This window comes from Paraburkholderia sp. CNPSo 3272, from assembly GCF_024206495.1.
Taxonomy (GTDB): Bacteria; Pseudomonadota; Gammaproteobacteria; order Burkholderiales; family Burkholderiaceae; genus Paraburkholderia.
This window is the reverse complement of the sequence record NZ_JAMBPQ010000016.1, coordinates 80553-92925: the sequence shown is the minus strand read 5'-3', so window position 1 is coordinate 92925 and position 12373 is coordinate 80553. Positions and strand designations below refer to the sequence as shown.

The 12373-nt window shown below is 65.1% G+C and carries 16 protein-coding genes; all 16 read left to right on the top strand.

Annotation, left to right across the window (positions count from 1 at the left end):
* Nucleotides 1-129 precede the first annotated feature (129 nt).
* The 16 genes from M3I53_RS20455 to tatA all read left to right on the top strand — a co-directional run bounded on the left by M3I53_RS20455 (nucleotide 130) and on the right by tatA (nucleotide 12324).
* Complete coding sequence (locus M3I53_RS20455; RefSeq protein ID WP_254317694.1) at nucleotides 130-1056, top strand: ABC transporter ATP-binding protein; 927 nt, start codon at nucleotides 130-132, stop codon at nucleotides 1054-1056.
* Entirely contained in the window at nucleotides 1053-1808 is a 756-nt protein-coding gene (locus M3I53_RS20450; RefSeq protein ID WP_042269663.1) for an ABC transporter permease, read from the top strand. The genes M3I53_RS20455 and M3I53_RS20450 overlap by 4 nt, the downstream gene beginning before the upstream one ends.
* Nucleotides 1809-1823: 15 nt before the next feature.
* Complete coding sequence (locus M3I53_RS20445; protein ID WP_028206568.1) at nucleotides 1824-2063, top strand: BolA family protein; 240 nt, start codon at nucleotides 1824-1826, stop codon at nucleotides 2061-2063.
* A 108-nt stretch (nucleotides 2064-2171) separates the two neighbouring features.
* Complete coding sequence (gene murA / locus M3I53_RS20440; RefSeq protein ID WP_254317693.1) at nucleotides 2172-3434, top strand: UDP-N-acetylglucosamine 1-carboxyvinyltransferase; 1263 nt, start codon at nucleotides 2172-2174, stop codon at nucleotides 3432-3434.
* Entirely contained in the window at nucleotides 3431-4129 is a 699-nt protein-coding gene (gene hisG / locus M3I53_RS20435) for an ATP phosphoribosyltransferase (protein ID WP_254317692.1), read from the top strand. Before murA ends, hisG begins: the two co-directional genes overlap by 4 nt.
* A gap of 98 nt (nucleotides 4130-4227) precedes the next feature.
* Nucleotides 4228-5547: a histidinol dehydrogenase gene (gene hisD / locus M3I53_RS20430; protein ID WP_254317691.1), complete on the top strand. Its 1320-nt coding sequence runs from the start codon at nucleotides 4228-4230 to the stop codon at nucleotides 5545-5547.
* A 188-nt stretch (nucleotides 5548-5735) separates the two neighbouring features.
* Nucleotides 5736-6812, top strand: a complete 1077-nt coding sequence (gene hisC, locus M3I53_RS20425; RefSeq protein WP_254317690.1) for a histidinol-phosphate transaminase — start codon at nucleotides 5736-5738, stop codon at nucleotides 6810-6812.
* 54 nt (nucleotides 6813-6866) lie between these two features.
* Nucleotides 6867-7454: an imidazoleglycerol-phosphate dehydratase HisB gene (gene hisB, locus M3I53_RS20420; RefSeq protein ID WP_133186218.1), complete on the top strand. Its 588-nt coding sequence runs from the start codon at nucleotides 6867-6869 to the stop codon at nucleotides 7452-7454.
* A 253-nt stretch (nucleotides 7455-7707) separates the two neighbouring features.
* A complete protein-coding gene (hisH, locus tag M3I53_RS20415) occupies nucleotides 7708-8349 on the top strand; it encodes an imidazole glycerol phosphate synthase subunit HisH (RefSeq protein WP_254317689.1) in 642 nt (213 codons plus the stop codon).
* A gap of 174 nt (nucleotides 8350-8523) precedes the next feature.
* On the top strand, nucleotides 8524-9276 hold the full coding sequence (hisA, locus tag M3I53_RS20410) for a 1-(5-phosphoribosyl)-5-[(5-phosphoribosylamino)methylideneamino]imidazole-4-carboxamide isomerase (RefSeq protein ID WP_254317688.1): 753 nt from the start codon (nucleotides 8524-8526) through the stop codon (nucleotides 9274-9276).
* Between the two features lie 219 nt (nucleotides 9277-9495).
* A complete protein-coding gene (hisF, locus tag M3I53_RS20405) occupies nucleotides 9496-10269 on the top strand; it encodes an imidazole glycerol phosphate synthase subunit HisF (protein ID WP_254317687.1) in 774 nt (257 codons plus the stop codon).
* 4 nt (nucleotides 10270-10273) lie between these two features.
* Nucleotides 10274-10711, top strand: coding sequence for a phosphoribosyl-AMP cyclohydrolase (gene hisI, locus M3I53_RS20400; RefSeq protein WP_254317686.1), 438 nt, complete (start codon nucleotides 10274-10276; stop codon nucleotides 10709-10711).
* Nucleotides 10708-11076, top strand: coding sequence for a phosphoribosyl-ATP diphosphatase (locus M3I53_RS20395; RefSeq protein ID WP_254317685.1), 369 nt, complete (start codon nucleotides 10708-10710; stop codon nucleotides 11074-11076). Before hisI ends, M3I53_RS20395 begins: the two co-directional genes overlap by 4 nt.
* A gap of 44 nt (nucleotides 11077-11120) precedes the next feature.
* A complete protein-coding gene (locus M3I53_RS20390) occupies nucleotides 11121-11513 on the top strand; it encodes a membrane protein (RefSeq protein WP_028206579.1) in 393 nt (130 codons plus the stop codon).
* A 42-nt stretch (nucleotides 11514-11555) separates the two neighbouring features.
* Nucleotides 11556-11924: a histidine triad nucleotide-binding protein gene (locus M3I53_RS20385; protein ID WP_254317684.1), complete on the top strand. Its 369-nt coding sequence runs from the start codon at nucleotides 11556-11558 to the stop codon at nucleotides 11922-11924.
* Between the two features lie 157 nt (nucleotides 11925-12081).
* On the top strand, nucleotides 12082-12324 hold the full coding sequence (gene tatA / locus M3I53_RS20380) for a Sec-independent protein translocase subunit TatA (RefSeq protein ID WP_254317683.1): 243 nt from the start codon (nucleotides 12082-12084) through the stop codon (nucleotides 12322-12324).
* Nucleotides 12325-12373: the final 49 nt, after the last annotated feature.

Here is a 12373-nt window from a genome sequence, read left to right as displayed (position 1 = left end):
GCTTGGTATGTAATAAGCGTGCCCTGAGACAGCAAAGCCGGCCTCACAAGCCGTCCCCAATTCCGGTCTTCCCCGCAGCATTGATGCACTCTTGAGCCGCGCCGTTCGCAAACGGGCGGCGTATTAGTCATGCCAGCCATAGAAATCCGTAACGTCAAGAAGCGCTACAAGTCGCTTCAGGCGCTCAAGGGCGTCAGCTTCACGGTCGAAGACGGCGAGTTCTTCGGGCTGCTCGGCCCGAACGGCGCGGGCAAGACGACGCTCATCAGCATTCTTGCCGGCCTCGCGCGTGCGGACGAGGGCTCGATCGCCGTCCGCGGCCACGATGTCGTCGCCGACTACCGCAACGCCCGCCGCAATCTGGGCGTCGTACCGCAGGAACTGGTGTTCGATCCGTTCTTCACCGTGCGCGAGACGCTGCGCATCCAGTCCGGCTATTTCGGCCTGCGCAACAACGACGCGTGGATCGACGAAGTCATGGCCAATCTCGATCTCACCGAGAAAGCCGACGTGAACATGCGCGCGCTGTCCGGCGGCATGAAGCGCCGCGTGCTCGTGGCGCAGGCGCTCGTGCACCGGCCGCCCGTGATCGTGCTCGACGAACCCACCGCCGGCGTGGACGTGGAACTGCGCCAGACGCTCTGGAAGTTCATCGCGCGCCTGAACCGCGAAGGGCACACCATCGTGCTCACCACGCACTATCTCGAAGAAGCCGAGCAGTTATGCGACCGCATCGCCATGCTCCGGCGCGGCGAGATGGTCGCGCTCGAGCGCACGAGTGCGCTGCTGCAGCGCTTCGCCGGCACGCAACTCTTTTTGCGCTTCTCGGAAGGCGTGCTACCGAGCGACCTGCGCGCGCTCGAAGTCGATCCGGCGGGCGCCAGCGCACACCAGCATCTGCTGCGCCTCGCGAGCTACGACGACGTCGAGCGCATTCTCGCGAAGTGCCGTGCGAACGGCTGCAAGCTCGAAGAGGTGGAAGTGCGCAAGGCCGATCTGGAGGATGTCTTCGTGCAGGTGATGAACGGTCCTGAAGTGGTCGAGGGTCTCGCATGAGCGGTTTCCGTACGCTGTTCTACAAGGAAGTGCTGCGTTTCTGGAAAGTCGCGTTCCAGACCGTGCTCGCGCCCGTCATTACCGCGCTGCTCTATCTCACGATCTTCGGTCACGCGCTGCGCGGGCACGTCGAGGTGTATCCGGGCGTGGAGTACACGAGCTTCCTGATCCCCGGCCTCGTCATGATGAGCGTGCTGCAGAACGCCTTCGCGAACAGCTCGTCGTCGTTGATCCAGTCGAAGATCACAGGCAATCTCGTATTCGTGCTGTTGCCGCCGCTCGCTGCATGGGAGATGTTCGGCGCCTACGTGCTCGCCTCGATCGTGCGCGGCCTCGCCGTTGGCGCGGGCGTGTTCGTCGTGACGATCTGGTTCATTCCGATGAGCTTCGCCGCGCCGTTCTACATCCTCGCGTTCGCGGTGCTCGGTTCGGCGATCCTCGGCACGCTCGGCCTGATCGCCGGGATCTGGGCGGAGAAGTTCGACCAGCTCGCGGCGTTTCAGAACTTTCTCATCATGCCGCTCACGTTCCTTTCGGGCGTGTTTTATTCGACGCATACGCTGCCGCCCCTGTGGCGCGAAGTGTCGCGGCTCAATCCTTTCTTTTACATGATCGATGGTTTCCGCTTCGGGTTCTTCGGCCTGTCCGACATCAACCCGCTCGTGAGCCTGTCGATCGTTTTCGTGTTTTTCGTGGCGCTGGCCACGCTCGCCATGCGTTTGCTCGCGAGCGGGTACAAGCTGCGTCACTAAGCAGGAGCCATACTCATGTTGCCGACTCCGGAACAGATCAAGCAGTACATCTCGGCAGGGCTCGCGTGCGAGCACCTCGAAGTCGAAGGCGATGGCCAGCACTTCTTCGCGACCATCGTCTCTTCAGCGTTCGACGGCAAGCGCTTGATCCAGCGCCATCAGCTCGTCTACGCGGCGCTCGGCGACCGCATGCGCGAGGAAATCCACGCGCTCAGCATGAAGACGCTCACGCCCGCCGAATGGCAGAACGCATAATCTGGAATCTCAGTGCGAATTACCCAGGACAAAGACGCCGCCGCGAGCGGCGCAGCTCAACATCAAGCGACCCCGCAAGCCGGCCGCACCGATCAGGAAACCTCAGGCATGGATAAACTCGTCATCGTCGGCGGGCAGAAGCTCGCAGGGGAAGTGGCTGTTTCCGGTGCAAAGAATGCGGCGCTGCCCATTCTCTGCGCAGGCCTTCTGAGCGCGGAACCCGTTCATCTCGACAACGTGCCCGACCTTCAGGACGTGCGCACCACGCTCAAGCTGCTTGGACAGATGGGCGTGCGTACCGAGCAGAACGGCGCGCGCGTGCAGCTCGACGCCTCGAAGGTGAACAACCTCGTCGCACCGTATGAGCTCGTGAAGACCATGCGCGCGTCGATCCTCGTGCTCGGGCCGCTCGTCGCGCGCTTCGGCGAGGCGAAGGTGTCGCTGCCGGGCGGCTGCGCGATCGGCGCGCGCCCCGTGGATCAGCACATCAAGGGCCTGCAGGCGATGGGCGCCGAGATCAACATCGAGCACGGCTTCATCGAGGCGCGCGCAAAGCGCCTGAAGGGCGCGCGCATCGTCACCGACATGATCACGGTCACCGGCACGGAAAACCTGCTGATGGCCGCCGTGCTCGCCGATGGCGAAACGGTGATCGAGAACGCCGCGCGTGAGCCCGAAGTGGGCGACCTCGCGCACCTGCTCGTGGCGATGGGCGCGAAGATCGAAGGCATCGGCACCGACCGCCTCGTGATCCAGGGCGTGGACAAGCTCCACGGCGCGCACCACACCGTCATTCCGGACCGTATCGAAGCGGGCACGTTCCTGTGCGCGGTCGCGGCGGCGGGCGGCGACGTTACGCTGCGCCACGTGCGTCCGCACATCCTCGACGCCGTCACCGACAAGCTGCGCGAAGCGGGCGTGACGATCGAAGAGGGCGACGACTGGATGCGCGTGCGCATGCAGGAGCGCGCGCGCGCCGTAAACGTGCGCACCTCCGAATATCCGGCGTTCCCGACCGACATGCAGGCGCAGTTCATGGCGCTCAACACGATCGCGGACGGCACCTCGCAGGTGGTCGAAAACATCTTCGAAAACCGCTTCATGCACGTGCAGGAACTCAATCGCCTGGGCGCCCACATCACGATCGACGGCAAGACGGCGCTCGTCGCCGGTGTCGAGAAGCTCTCGGGCGCGAAGGTGATGGCAACCGACCTGCGCGCCTCGGCGAGCCTCGTCATCGCGGGCCTGTGCGCAGACGGCGAAACGCTGATCGACCGCATCTATCACCTCGACCGCGGCTACGACCGCATGGAAGAGAAGCTCACGAAGATCGGCGCGAATGTGAAGCGGATCAAGGGGAGCGCGCAATGAGCACGGTCGAGTCCAGGCCCACGCCGGCGGCCGCGGCCAGCGTGCCGCTCACGCTTGCGCTCTCGAAGGGCCGCATCTTCGAAGAGACGATGCCGCTGCTCGCCGCGGCTGGCGTGCATGTGACCGAAGACCCGGAAACCTCGCGCAAGCTGATCCTGCCGACCACCGACCCGAACCTGCGCGTGATCATCGTGCGCGCGAGCGACGTGCCCACCTACGTGGAGTACGGCGCGGCCGACTTCGGCGTGGCGGGCAAGGACGTGCTCAACGAGCACGGCGGCGGCGGCCTGTATCAGCCGATCGATCTCGACATCGCGCGCTGCCGTCTCTCGGTGGCCGTGAAGGGCGGCTTCGATTACGCGAACGCGGTGCGCCAGGGCGCGCGCCTGCGCGTGGCGACCAAGTACACGGAAGCCGCGCGCCAGCACTTCGCGGCCAAGGGCGTGCACGTCGACCTCATCAAGCTGTACGGCTCGATGGAGCTCGCGCCGCTCGTGGGCCTCGCCGACGCGATCGTCGACCTCGTCAGCACGGGCGGGACGCTGCGCGCGAACAATCTGGTCGAGGTCGAGGAGATTATGGAGATCTCCTCGCGCCTCGTCGTGAATCAGGCGGCGCTCAAGCTCAAGCGCGCCGCGCTGCGGCCGATCATCGACGCGTTCGAACGCGCGTCGCGCGGCACGCAGCCGAGCTGACCGGGTAGAAGCGAAGGGCGGCCGCAATCACGCGCCGCCTCGCGCGCTGTGCGCCTCAAAGGGCGCGGCGCGCACAAACGTAACGGATGGATACCAGCATGGCTATCACGATGCGCAAACTCGATTCCGGCGCCGAAGGCTTCAAAAAGGCGCTGCACGCGGTGCTCGCCTTTGAGGCGAGCGAGGACGAGGCCATCGAGCGCTCCGTCGCGCAGATTCTCGCCGACGTGAAGGCGCGCGGCGACGCCGCCGTGCTCGACTACACGAACCGCTTCGACCGCCTTGCCGCCCCGAGCGTCGCGGCGCTCGAACTGCCGTTCAGCGAACTCGAAGCGGCGCTGGAGAGCCTCGAGCCCAAGCAGCGCGCGGCGCTCGAAGCGGCGGCGGCGCGGGTGCGCGGCTACCACGAGAAGCAGCGCATCGAGTGCGGCTCGCATAGCTGGCAATACACCGAATCCGACGGCACGGTGCTCGGCCAGAAGGTCACGCCGCTCGACCGCGTGGGCCTTTATGTGCCCGGCGGCAAGGCCGCGTATCCGTCGTCCGTGCTGATGAACGCCATTCCGGCGCGGGTCGCGGGCGTACGCGAAATCATCATGGTCGTGCCCACGCCCGACGGCGTGAAGAACCCGCTCGTGCTGGCGGCGGCGCTGCTCGGCGGCGTCGATCGCGTGTTCACGATCGGCGGTGCGCAGGCCGTGGCGGCGCTCGCGTTCGGCACGAATACGATTCCGGCCGTCGACAAAATCTGCGGGCCGGGCAACGCCTATGTCGCTTCGGCCAAGCGCCGCGTGTTCGGGACGGTCGGCATCGACATGATCGCGGGCCCCTCGGAAATCCTCGTGATTTGCGACGGCACGACCGATCCGCGCTGGGTGGCCATGGACCTGTTCTCGCAGGCCGAGCACGACGAGCTCGCGCAATCCATCCTGCTGTGCCCGGACGAGAGCTTCATCAAACGCGTGGAAGACGCCATCGACGAGCTGCTGCCCGCCATGCCGCGCGCCGAAGTCATCGCCACGTCGCTCACGAACCGCGGCGCGCTCGTGAAGGTGCGCGACATGGCCGAGGCCTGCGCCATCGCCAACGAGATCGCGCCGGAGCACCTCGAGATCTCGGCGCTGGAGCCGCAGAAGTGGGGCGCCGAAATCCGCCACGCGGGCGCCATCTTCCTTGGCCGCTACACGAGCGAAAGCCTCGGCGACTACTGCGCGGGGCCGAATCACGTGCTGCCTACGTCTCGTACCGCACGTTTCTCGTCCCCGCTTGGCGTCTATGATTTCATCAAGCGTTCGAGCCTCATCGAGGTGAGCGCGGAAGGCGCGCAAACGCTCGGCGAGATCGCAGCGGAACTGGCCTACGGCGAAGGCCTGCAAGCCCACGCGCGCAGTGCCGAATTCCGCATGAAGCAGATGTAAGGCACGCCTCGCAACTGGCAGAAACCGGTTGAGTGAGCCGCCGCGTGGCATGGAGACGCCGCGCGGGGCGCAGCAGTTTGACCTTCGGTTCGACCCGCACGCAGCAGAGACCACGACGATAACCAGGGCAGCCGGCTCGCCGAGCTGCCCGTGCCGGCGGCCCCGCTTTTCGCGAGCCGCCTTTCGACATGACGACACCACAAGACATCATCCGTCGCGACGTGCTCGCGATGACGAGTTACCCCGTGCCCGACGCTTCCGGTTTCGTGAAGCTCGACGCCATGGAGAACCCGTTTGCCCTGCCCGCCGACCTTGCAGCGCAATTGGGCGAACGCCTCGCGGCGGTCGCGCTCAACCGCTATCCCGCGCCGCGTCCCGAGGCGCTGATCGCGAAGCTCAAAGAGACGATGCGAGTGCCTGCCGACTGCGACGTGCTGCTCGGCAACGGCTCGGACGAGATCATCAGCATGATCACCATGGCGTGCGCGAAGCCGGGCGCGAAGGTGCTCGCGCCGGTGCCGGGCTTCGTCATGTACGCGATGTCGGCGAAGTTCGCGCAGCTGGAGTTCGTCGGCGTGCCGCTGAAGCCCGACTTCACGCTCGACCTCGACGCGACGCTCGCGGCCATCGCAGAGCACACGCCCGCCGTGATCTGGCTGGCGTACCCGAACAACCCCACGGGCACGCTGTTCGACGACGCCGACATCGAGCGCGTGATCGCGGCGGCTGAAAAGGCGAAGAGCCTCGTGGTGATCGACGAGGCGTACCAGCCGTTCGCGATGCAAAGCTGGATGCCGCGCGCGGGCGAGTTCGACAACGTGGTCGTGATGCGCACGATGTCGAAGCTCGGGCTCGCGGGCATCCGCCTCGGCTATCTGGCCGGGCGTCCCTCGTGGCTCAACGAGTTCGACAAGGTGCGTCCGCCCTACAACGTGAACGTGCTCACGCAGGCGGCGGCGGATCTGCTGCTCGATCATGTGGACGTGCTCGATGCGCAGGCCGCCGAATTGCGCGCGCAACGAGCGACGCTGGCCGTCGAAGTGGCGAAGCTGCCGGGCGCCCAGGTGTTCGAAAGCGCGGGCAATTTCCTGCTCGTGCGCGTGCCCGACGCGGCGGCGGTTTTCGACACGCTGCTGTCTGCCCGGATTCTGATCAAAAACGTGGGTAAAATGCACCCATTGCTTGCGAACTGTGTGCGCCTGACCGTTGGCACCCCCGACGAAAACGCGCAATTGCTCGCTGCCCTGAAGCTCGTGCTGCGTTAGGCCGATGCTTCGTTCTCCCACTCTCCTGTTACGGGCTGTTTGAAGGATATTGCCATGCGCGTCGCGCAAGTCGTTCGCAACACCAGCGAAACGCAAATCCGCGTGAAACTCAATCTGGACGGCACCGGCGAGCAAAAGCTCGCGACCGGTGTGCCGTTTCTCGACCACATGCTCGACCAGATCGCACGACACGGTCTGATCGATCTCGAGATCGAGGCGCATGGCGACACGCATATCGACGACCACCATACGGTGGAAGACGTCGGCATCACGCTCGGCCAGGCGGTGGCGCAAGCCATTGGCGACAAGAAGGGCATTCGCCGCTACGGCCACGCCTATGTGCCGCTCGACGAAGCGCTCTCGCGCGTCGTGATCGACTTCTCGGGCCGTCCGGGCCTCGAATTCCACGTGCCGTTCACGCGCGCGCGCATCGGCACGTTCGACGTCGACCTGTCGATCGAATTCTTCCGCGGCTTCGTGAACCACGCCGGCGTGACGCTGCACATCGACAATCTGCGCGGCCTCAACGCGCACCATCAGATGGAAACCGTGTTCAAGGCATTCGGCCGTGCGCTGCGCCAGGCCGCCGAACTGGACGAACGTCAGGCGGGCAAGATCCCGTCGACGAAGGGCAGCCTCTAAGCGACGCCTTTCACAGACCAGAAGGCGGGCCGCGCTGCGTGCGCTGTGCCGGCGCATGCCGGAGCCGGACTTCGAGCGCGCCGCGCCGGGGCCGTCGCCTGCATGCGGCATGCGCGCCACATTAGCCATTCGGCTTATGGGCTCGTACGCGCCGACTGGCGTACATTGACGGCTTCGAACAGATCAGGGCACATCGCGGCGCACATGCGCCACACAGCCAGGGGCAAGGCCTTTTGAGCAGGCCGGATTCGAGATGAAAACTTCAATTGCGATTGTTGATTATGGAATGGGCAACCTGCGTTCGGTGGCGCAGGCGCTGAGGCAGGCCGCGCCGGAAGCCGACGTGGCCATCGTCGAGCGTCCCGAGGCGATCCGTGCTGCCGACCGCGTGGTGCTGCCGGGGCAGGGCGCGATGCCCGACTGCATGCGCAGCCTCGCCGAGTCGGGCCTGCAGGACGCCGTGCTCGAAGCCTCGCGCACGAAGCCGCTCATGGGCGTGTGCGTGGGCGAGCAAATGCTGTTCGACTGGAGCGCGGAAGGCGACACGAAGGGCCTGGGCCTGCTGCCCGGCAAGGTCGTGCGCTTCGATCTGGAAGGTCAGTTGCAGGACGACGGCTCGCGCTTCAAGGTCCCGCAAATGGGCTGGAACCGCGTGCGTCAGGCGCGCGCGCACGCCCTGTGGGACGGTGTGCCCGACGAAAGCTTCTTCTACTTCGTGCACAGCTACTATGTGGTTCCGGCGGATGCGTCGCACACCGTGGGCGAAACGCCGTACGGCGCGGCCTTTACCTCGGCCGTGGCGCGGGATAACATCTTTGCCACCCAATTCCACCCGGAAAAGAGCGCCGCTGCGGGCTTGCGCGTCTATCGCAACTTCGTCCACTGGAATCCCTGACTTCCTGCGGCGCTGGCGCTCGCAGCCGCCTTCGCGCACGAGCGCCGCGGCATCAGATTTGCGTCAGCAAGGCCGCCGAAAGAGTTGTACTAAACTAGCGAAACGGCGTCGGATCGGGTCTTTTTTCCGCCGGCGCTGCAGACTTCAACCCCACTCCCAGACACACCCGAAGCTATGCTGCTGATTCCGGCCATCGATCTCAAAGACGGTCACTGCGTGCGCCTCAAACAAGGCGATATGGACCAGGCGACGATTTTCTCCGAGGAACCGGCGGCTATGGCCCGACACTGGGTCGAGCGCGGCGCGCGGCGCCTGCACCTCGTCGACCTCAACGGCGCGTTCGCCGGCAAGCCGAAGAACGAAGACGCGATTCGCGAGATCATCCGCGCAGTCGGCGACGAGATCCCCGTGCAGCTTGGCGGCGGCATCCGCGACCTCGACACCATCGAGCGTTATCTCGACGACGGCCTGTCCTATGTGATCATCGGCACCGCCGCCGTGAAGAATCCGGGCTTCCTCCAGGAAGCATGCACCGCATTTGGGGGTCACATCATCGTGGGCCTCGACGCGAAAGACGGCAAGGTCGCGACCGACGGCTGGAGCAAGCTCACCGGTCACGAAGTCGTCGACCTCGCGCGCAAGTTCGAGGACTACGGCGTCGAGTCCGTCATCTACACCGACATTGGCCGCGACGGCATGCTTCAGGGCATCAACATCGAAGCGACGGTGCGCCTCGCGCGTGCGGTGAAGATTCCGATCATCGCGAGCGGCGGGCTTTCCAACCTTGCCGATATCGATGCACTGTGCGAAGTCGAGGACGAAGGCGTGGAGGGCGTGATCTGCGGCCGCGCGATCTACTCGGGCGACCTCGATTTCACCGCCGCGCAAACGCGCGCAGACAGCCTGCGCGAATCGGACGACGCGTAAAGCGTCGAACGCCGGCCTCCGTCACTGGAGGCCTTTTGTTTTTGGCGCGGCGCCGCCATCAATGGACTGGCGCTCGCGCGGGATTATTGCGCCTCAGGGCGCAAGGCACGGCGCAAAGCGCGCGACAATGGGCTGCGCGCCACGTCCGAACCGGGGCCGGCAGCCTTCTCGCGAAAGGTGCTCGCCGCACACACACCGACTGGCAACTTCGGCAAGATCATGGCTCTACCCAAACGCATCATCCCCTGCCTCGACGTGACCGCCGGGCGCGTCGTCAAGGGCGTCAATTTCGTCGAACTGCGCGACGCGGGCGACCCTGTCGAAATCGCGCGCCGCTACGACGACCAGGGCGCCGACGAACTCACGTTCCTCGACATCACCGCGACCTCCGACCAGCGCGACCTGATCTTGCCGATCATCGAAGCGGTGGCTTCGCAGGTCTTCATTCCGCTCACCGTGGGCGGCGGCGTGCGCGCCGTGGCGGACGTGCGGCGCCTGCTCAACGCCGGTGCCGACAAGGTCAGCATGAACTCGTCGGCGGTCGCCAATCCGCAGCTCGTGCGCAATTCCGCCGACAAATACGGCTCGCAGTGCATCGTCGTCGCCATCGACGCGAAGCGCACGTCGACGCTCGGCGAACCCGCGCGCTGGGAAGTGTTCACGCACGGCGGGCGCAAGGCCACGGGCATCGACGCCGTGGAATGGGCGCGCAAGATGGCCGAACTCGGCGCGGGCGAAATCCTGCTCACGAGCATGGACCGCGACGGCACGAAGAGCGGCTTCGACCTCGATCTCACGTGCGCGGTGTCCGACGCGGTGCCGATTCCCGTGATCGCCTCGGGCGGCGTGGGCGGTTTGCAGGACCTCGCGGACGGTATCGTCAAGGGCCATGCCGACGCCGTGCTGGCCGCGAGCATCTTCCACTATGGCGAGCACTCGGTGGGCGAGGCGAAGCGCTTCATGGCCGGCCAGGGCATTTCGGTGAGGATGTAACGTGATGAGCAACACTCAAAGCGGCAAACCCGACAACGACCTCGCCAATGCCAACTGGCTCGACAAGGTCAACTGGGACGCCAACGGCCTCGTGCCCGTGATCGCGCAGGAAGCCACCACTGGCGACGTGCTGATGTTCGCGTGGATGAACCGCGAAGCGCTCGCGAAGACTGTCGAGCTGCGCCGCGCCGTGTACTTCTCGCGCTCGCGCCAGCGCCTGTGGTTCAAGGGCGAGGAGTCGGGCCACGTCCAGCACGTGAGCGAGATCCGCCTCGACTGCGACGAAGACGTCGTGCTGCTCAAAATAGAGCAGGTCTCGGGCATCGCGTGCCACACGGGCCGCCACTCGTGCTTTTTCCAGCAATTCGAAGGCACCGTCGACGAAGGCCGCTGGGTCGCCGTCGACCCGGTGCTAAAAGACCCCGAACACATCTACAAATGACGCAACTGAACACCAACGACACCTTGCTGCGCCTCGCGGCGGTCATCGACAGCCGCAAGGGTGGCGACCCGGACGCCTCCTACGTCGCACGCCTGTTTCACAAGGGCGACGACGCGGTGCTCAAGAAGGTCGGCGAAGAGGCGACCGAAGTCGTGCTGGCCGCGAAGGACGTGCGCCAGGGCGGCGCACCGAAGGCGCTGGTCGGCGAGATGGCCGACCTGTGGTTCCATTGCCTCGTCGCGCTCTCGCACTTCGATCTGAGTCCGGCTGACGTGCTTACTGAGCTGGAACGCCGCGAAGGCCTCTCGGGTCTCGAAGAAAAGGCGCTGCGCAAGAGCCGCGAGCGCGAAGAGAACGGCGACTGAGGCTCTGCGCCGCGTACATCGTTCTACAGAGGGAGATAAACAACATGTCCACGTCCGGCGACTATCCGCCCCCTTCGTACCGCAACGGCGTCGACGCGGACCGTTTGCGCAGCCTGCGCACCTTCACGCACGTGCTGTACGCGCTCTATGCGGTGTACTGGCTGACCGGTGGCATTTCGGTGCTGGTGGCCATCATCCTCAACTACCTCAAACGCGACGAAGCGCTCGGCACGCCCTATGAGCAGCACTTCACGTGGCAAATCCGCACCTTCTGGCTCGGGCTGGCCGGCCATCTGATCGGCGGCGTGCTCATCTTCGTGCTCGTCGGCATTCCAATTTTGTGGGCTGTCGCAATCTGGACGTTGTACCGTATCATCAAAGGCTGGCTGTACTTGTACGACAACAAGCCGCTGCACAACCCGCGCGCCTGGTTCTGAGGGGTCCCGGGGGCGCGTGCGGCTTTGCTCACCAGGAGCACCATGAGTCACGACCGCAGCACCTGTCTCTTCTGCAAGATCGCCGATGGCCATATTCCCAGCACACGGGTGTATGAGGACGAAGAATTCGTCGCCTTCCGCGACATCCGGCCTGCAGCTGAAACCCATGTCCTCGTGATTCCGCGCCAGCATATTTCCACCCTTGCCGATTGCAGTGAAAACGACGCACCGCTGCTTGGTAGAATGTTTGTATTGGTCGCACGGCTCGCCAAGGAGCTGGGCGTCTCGTACACGGGCGGCGAAACCGGGTTTCGGACGGTGGTGAACACGGGGCCGGGCGGCGGGCAGGAGGTCTACCATCTGCACGCGCATTTGCTCGCTGGGCCGCGTCCGTGGCACCGCATGGGCTGAGTGCCGGCGGCGGTGAAAATCGGTATAAATGACGGATGGCGTGGGTACACTTGGGCGTCGCTAAACGGTCGCACGCCACGACCATGCAACATCGACCAGGCACAATTTATCGCGTCGCGCACCTCGCGCGGCGGCGGGGTTAAGGAGAGAGTCAATCATGGGTTCGTTGAGCATCTGGCACTGGCTGATCGTCTTGTTGATCGTTGCGCTCGTCTTCGGCACCAAGAAGCTGCGCAATATCGGTAGCGATCTGGGCGGTGCGGTGAAGGGTTTCAAGGAAGGCATGCGCGAGAACGAAGGCGCCGGCGCCGACACGCAAAAGCCCGAACTTCCGGCCGACGGCGGCGCAGTCGACGTCGAAGCGAAGGACAAGACGCAGCGCTCGAACGACTACCGCTAAAACGCGTGGCGGCCGTCGTTTTTGCCACCACACGTTTTCCCGCGTGTTT

Bases quoted from the DNA above. Each gene is read 5' to 3' on its own strand.
- M3I53_RS20455 (WP_254317694.1), top strand. From the start codon at position 130: ATGCCAGCCATAGAAATCCGTAACGTCAAGAAGCGCTACAAGTCGCTT.
- M3I53_RS20450 (WP_042269663.1), top strand. From the start codon at position 1,053: ATGAGCGGTTTCCGTACGCTGTTCTACAAGGAAGTGCTGCGTTTCTGG.
- M3I53_RS20445 (WP_028206568.1), top strand. From the start codon at position 1,824: ATGTTGCCGACTCCGGAACAGATCAAGCAGTACATCTCGGCAGGGCTC.
- murA (WP_254317693.1), top strand. From the start codon at position 2,172: ATGGATAAACTCGTCATCGTCGGCGGGCAGAAGCTCGCAGGGGAAGTG.
- hisG (WP_254317692.1), top strand. From the start codon at position 3,431: ATGAGCACGGTCGAGTCCAGGCCCACGCCGGCGGCCGCGGCCAGCGTG.
- hisD (WP_254317691.1), top strand. From the start codon at position 4,228: ATGGCTATCACGATGCGCAAACTCGATTCCGGCGCCGAAGGCTTCAAA.
- hisC (WP_254317690.1), top strand. From the start codon at position 5,736: ATGACGACACCACAAGACATCATCCGTCGCGACGTGCTCGCGATGACG.
- hisB (WP_133186218.1), top strand. From the start codon at position 6,867: ATGCGCGTCGCGCAAGTCGTTCGCAACACCAGCGAAACGCAAATCCGC.
- hisH (WP_254317689.1), top strand. From the start codon at position 7,708: ATGAAAACTTCAATTGCGATTGTTGATTATGGAATGGGCAACCTGCGT.
- hisA (WP_254317688.1), top strand. From the start codon at position 8,524: ATGCTGCTGATTCCGGCCATCGATCTCAAAGACGGTCACTGCGTGCGC.
- hisF (WP_254317687.1), top strand. From the start codon at position 9,496: ATGGCTCTACCCAAACGCATCATCCCCTGCCTCGACGTGACCGCCGGG.
- hisI (WP_254317686.1), top strand. From the start codon at position 10,274: ATGAGCAACACTCAAAGCGGCAAACCCGACAACGACCTCGCCAATGCC.
- M3I53_RS20395 (WP_254317685.1), top strand. From the start codon at position 10,708: ATGACGCAACTGAACACCAACGACACCTTGCTGCGCCTCGCGGCGGTC.
- M3I53_RS20390 (WP_028206579.1), top strand. From the start codon at position 11,121: ATGTCCACGTCCGGCGACTATCCGCCCCCTTCGTACCGCAACGGCGTC.
- M3I53_RS20385 (WP_254317684.1), top strand. From the start codon at position 11,556: ATGAGTCACGACCGCAGCACCTGTCTCTTCTGCAAGATCGCCGATGGC.
- tatA (WP_254317683.1), top strand. From the start codon at position 12,082: ATGGGTTCGTTGAGCATCTGGCACTGGCTGATCGTCTTGTTGATCGTT.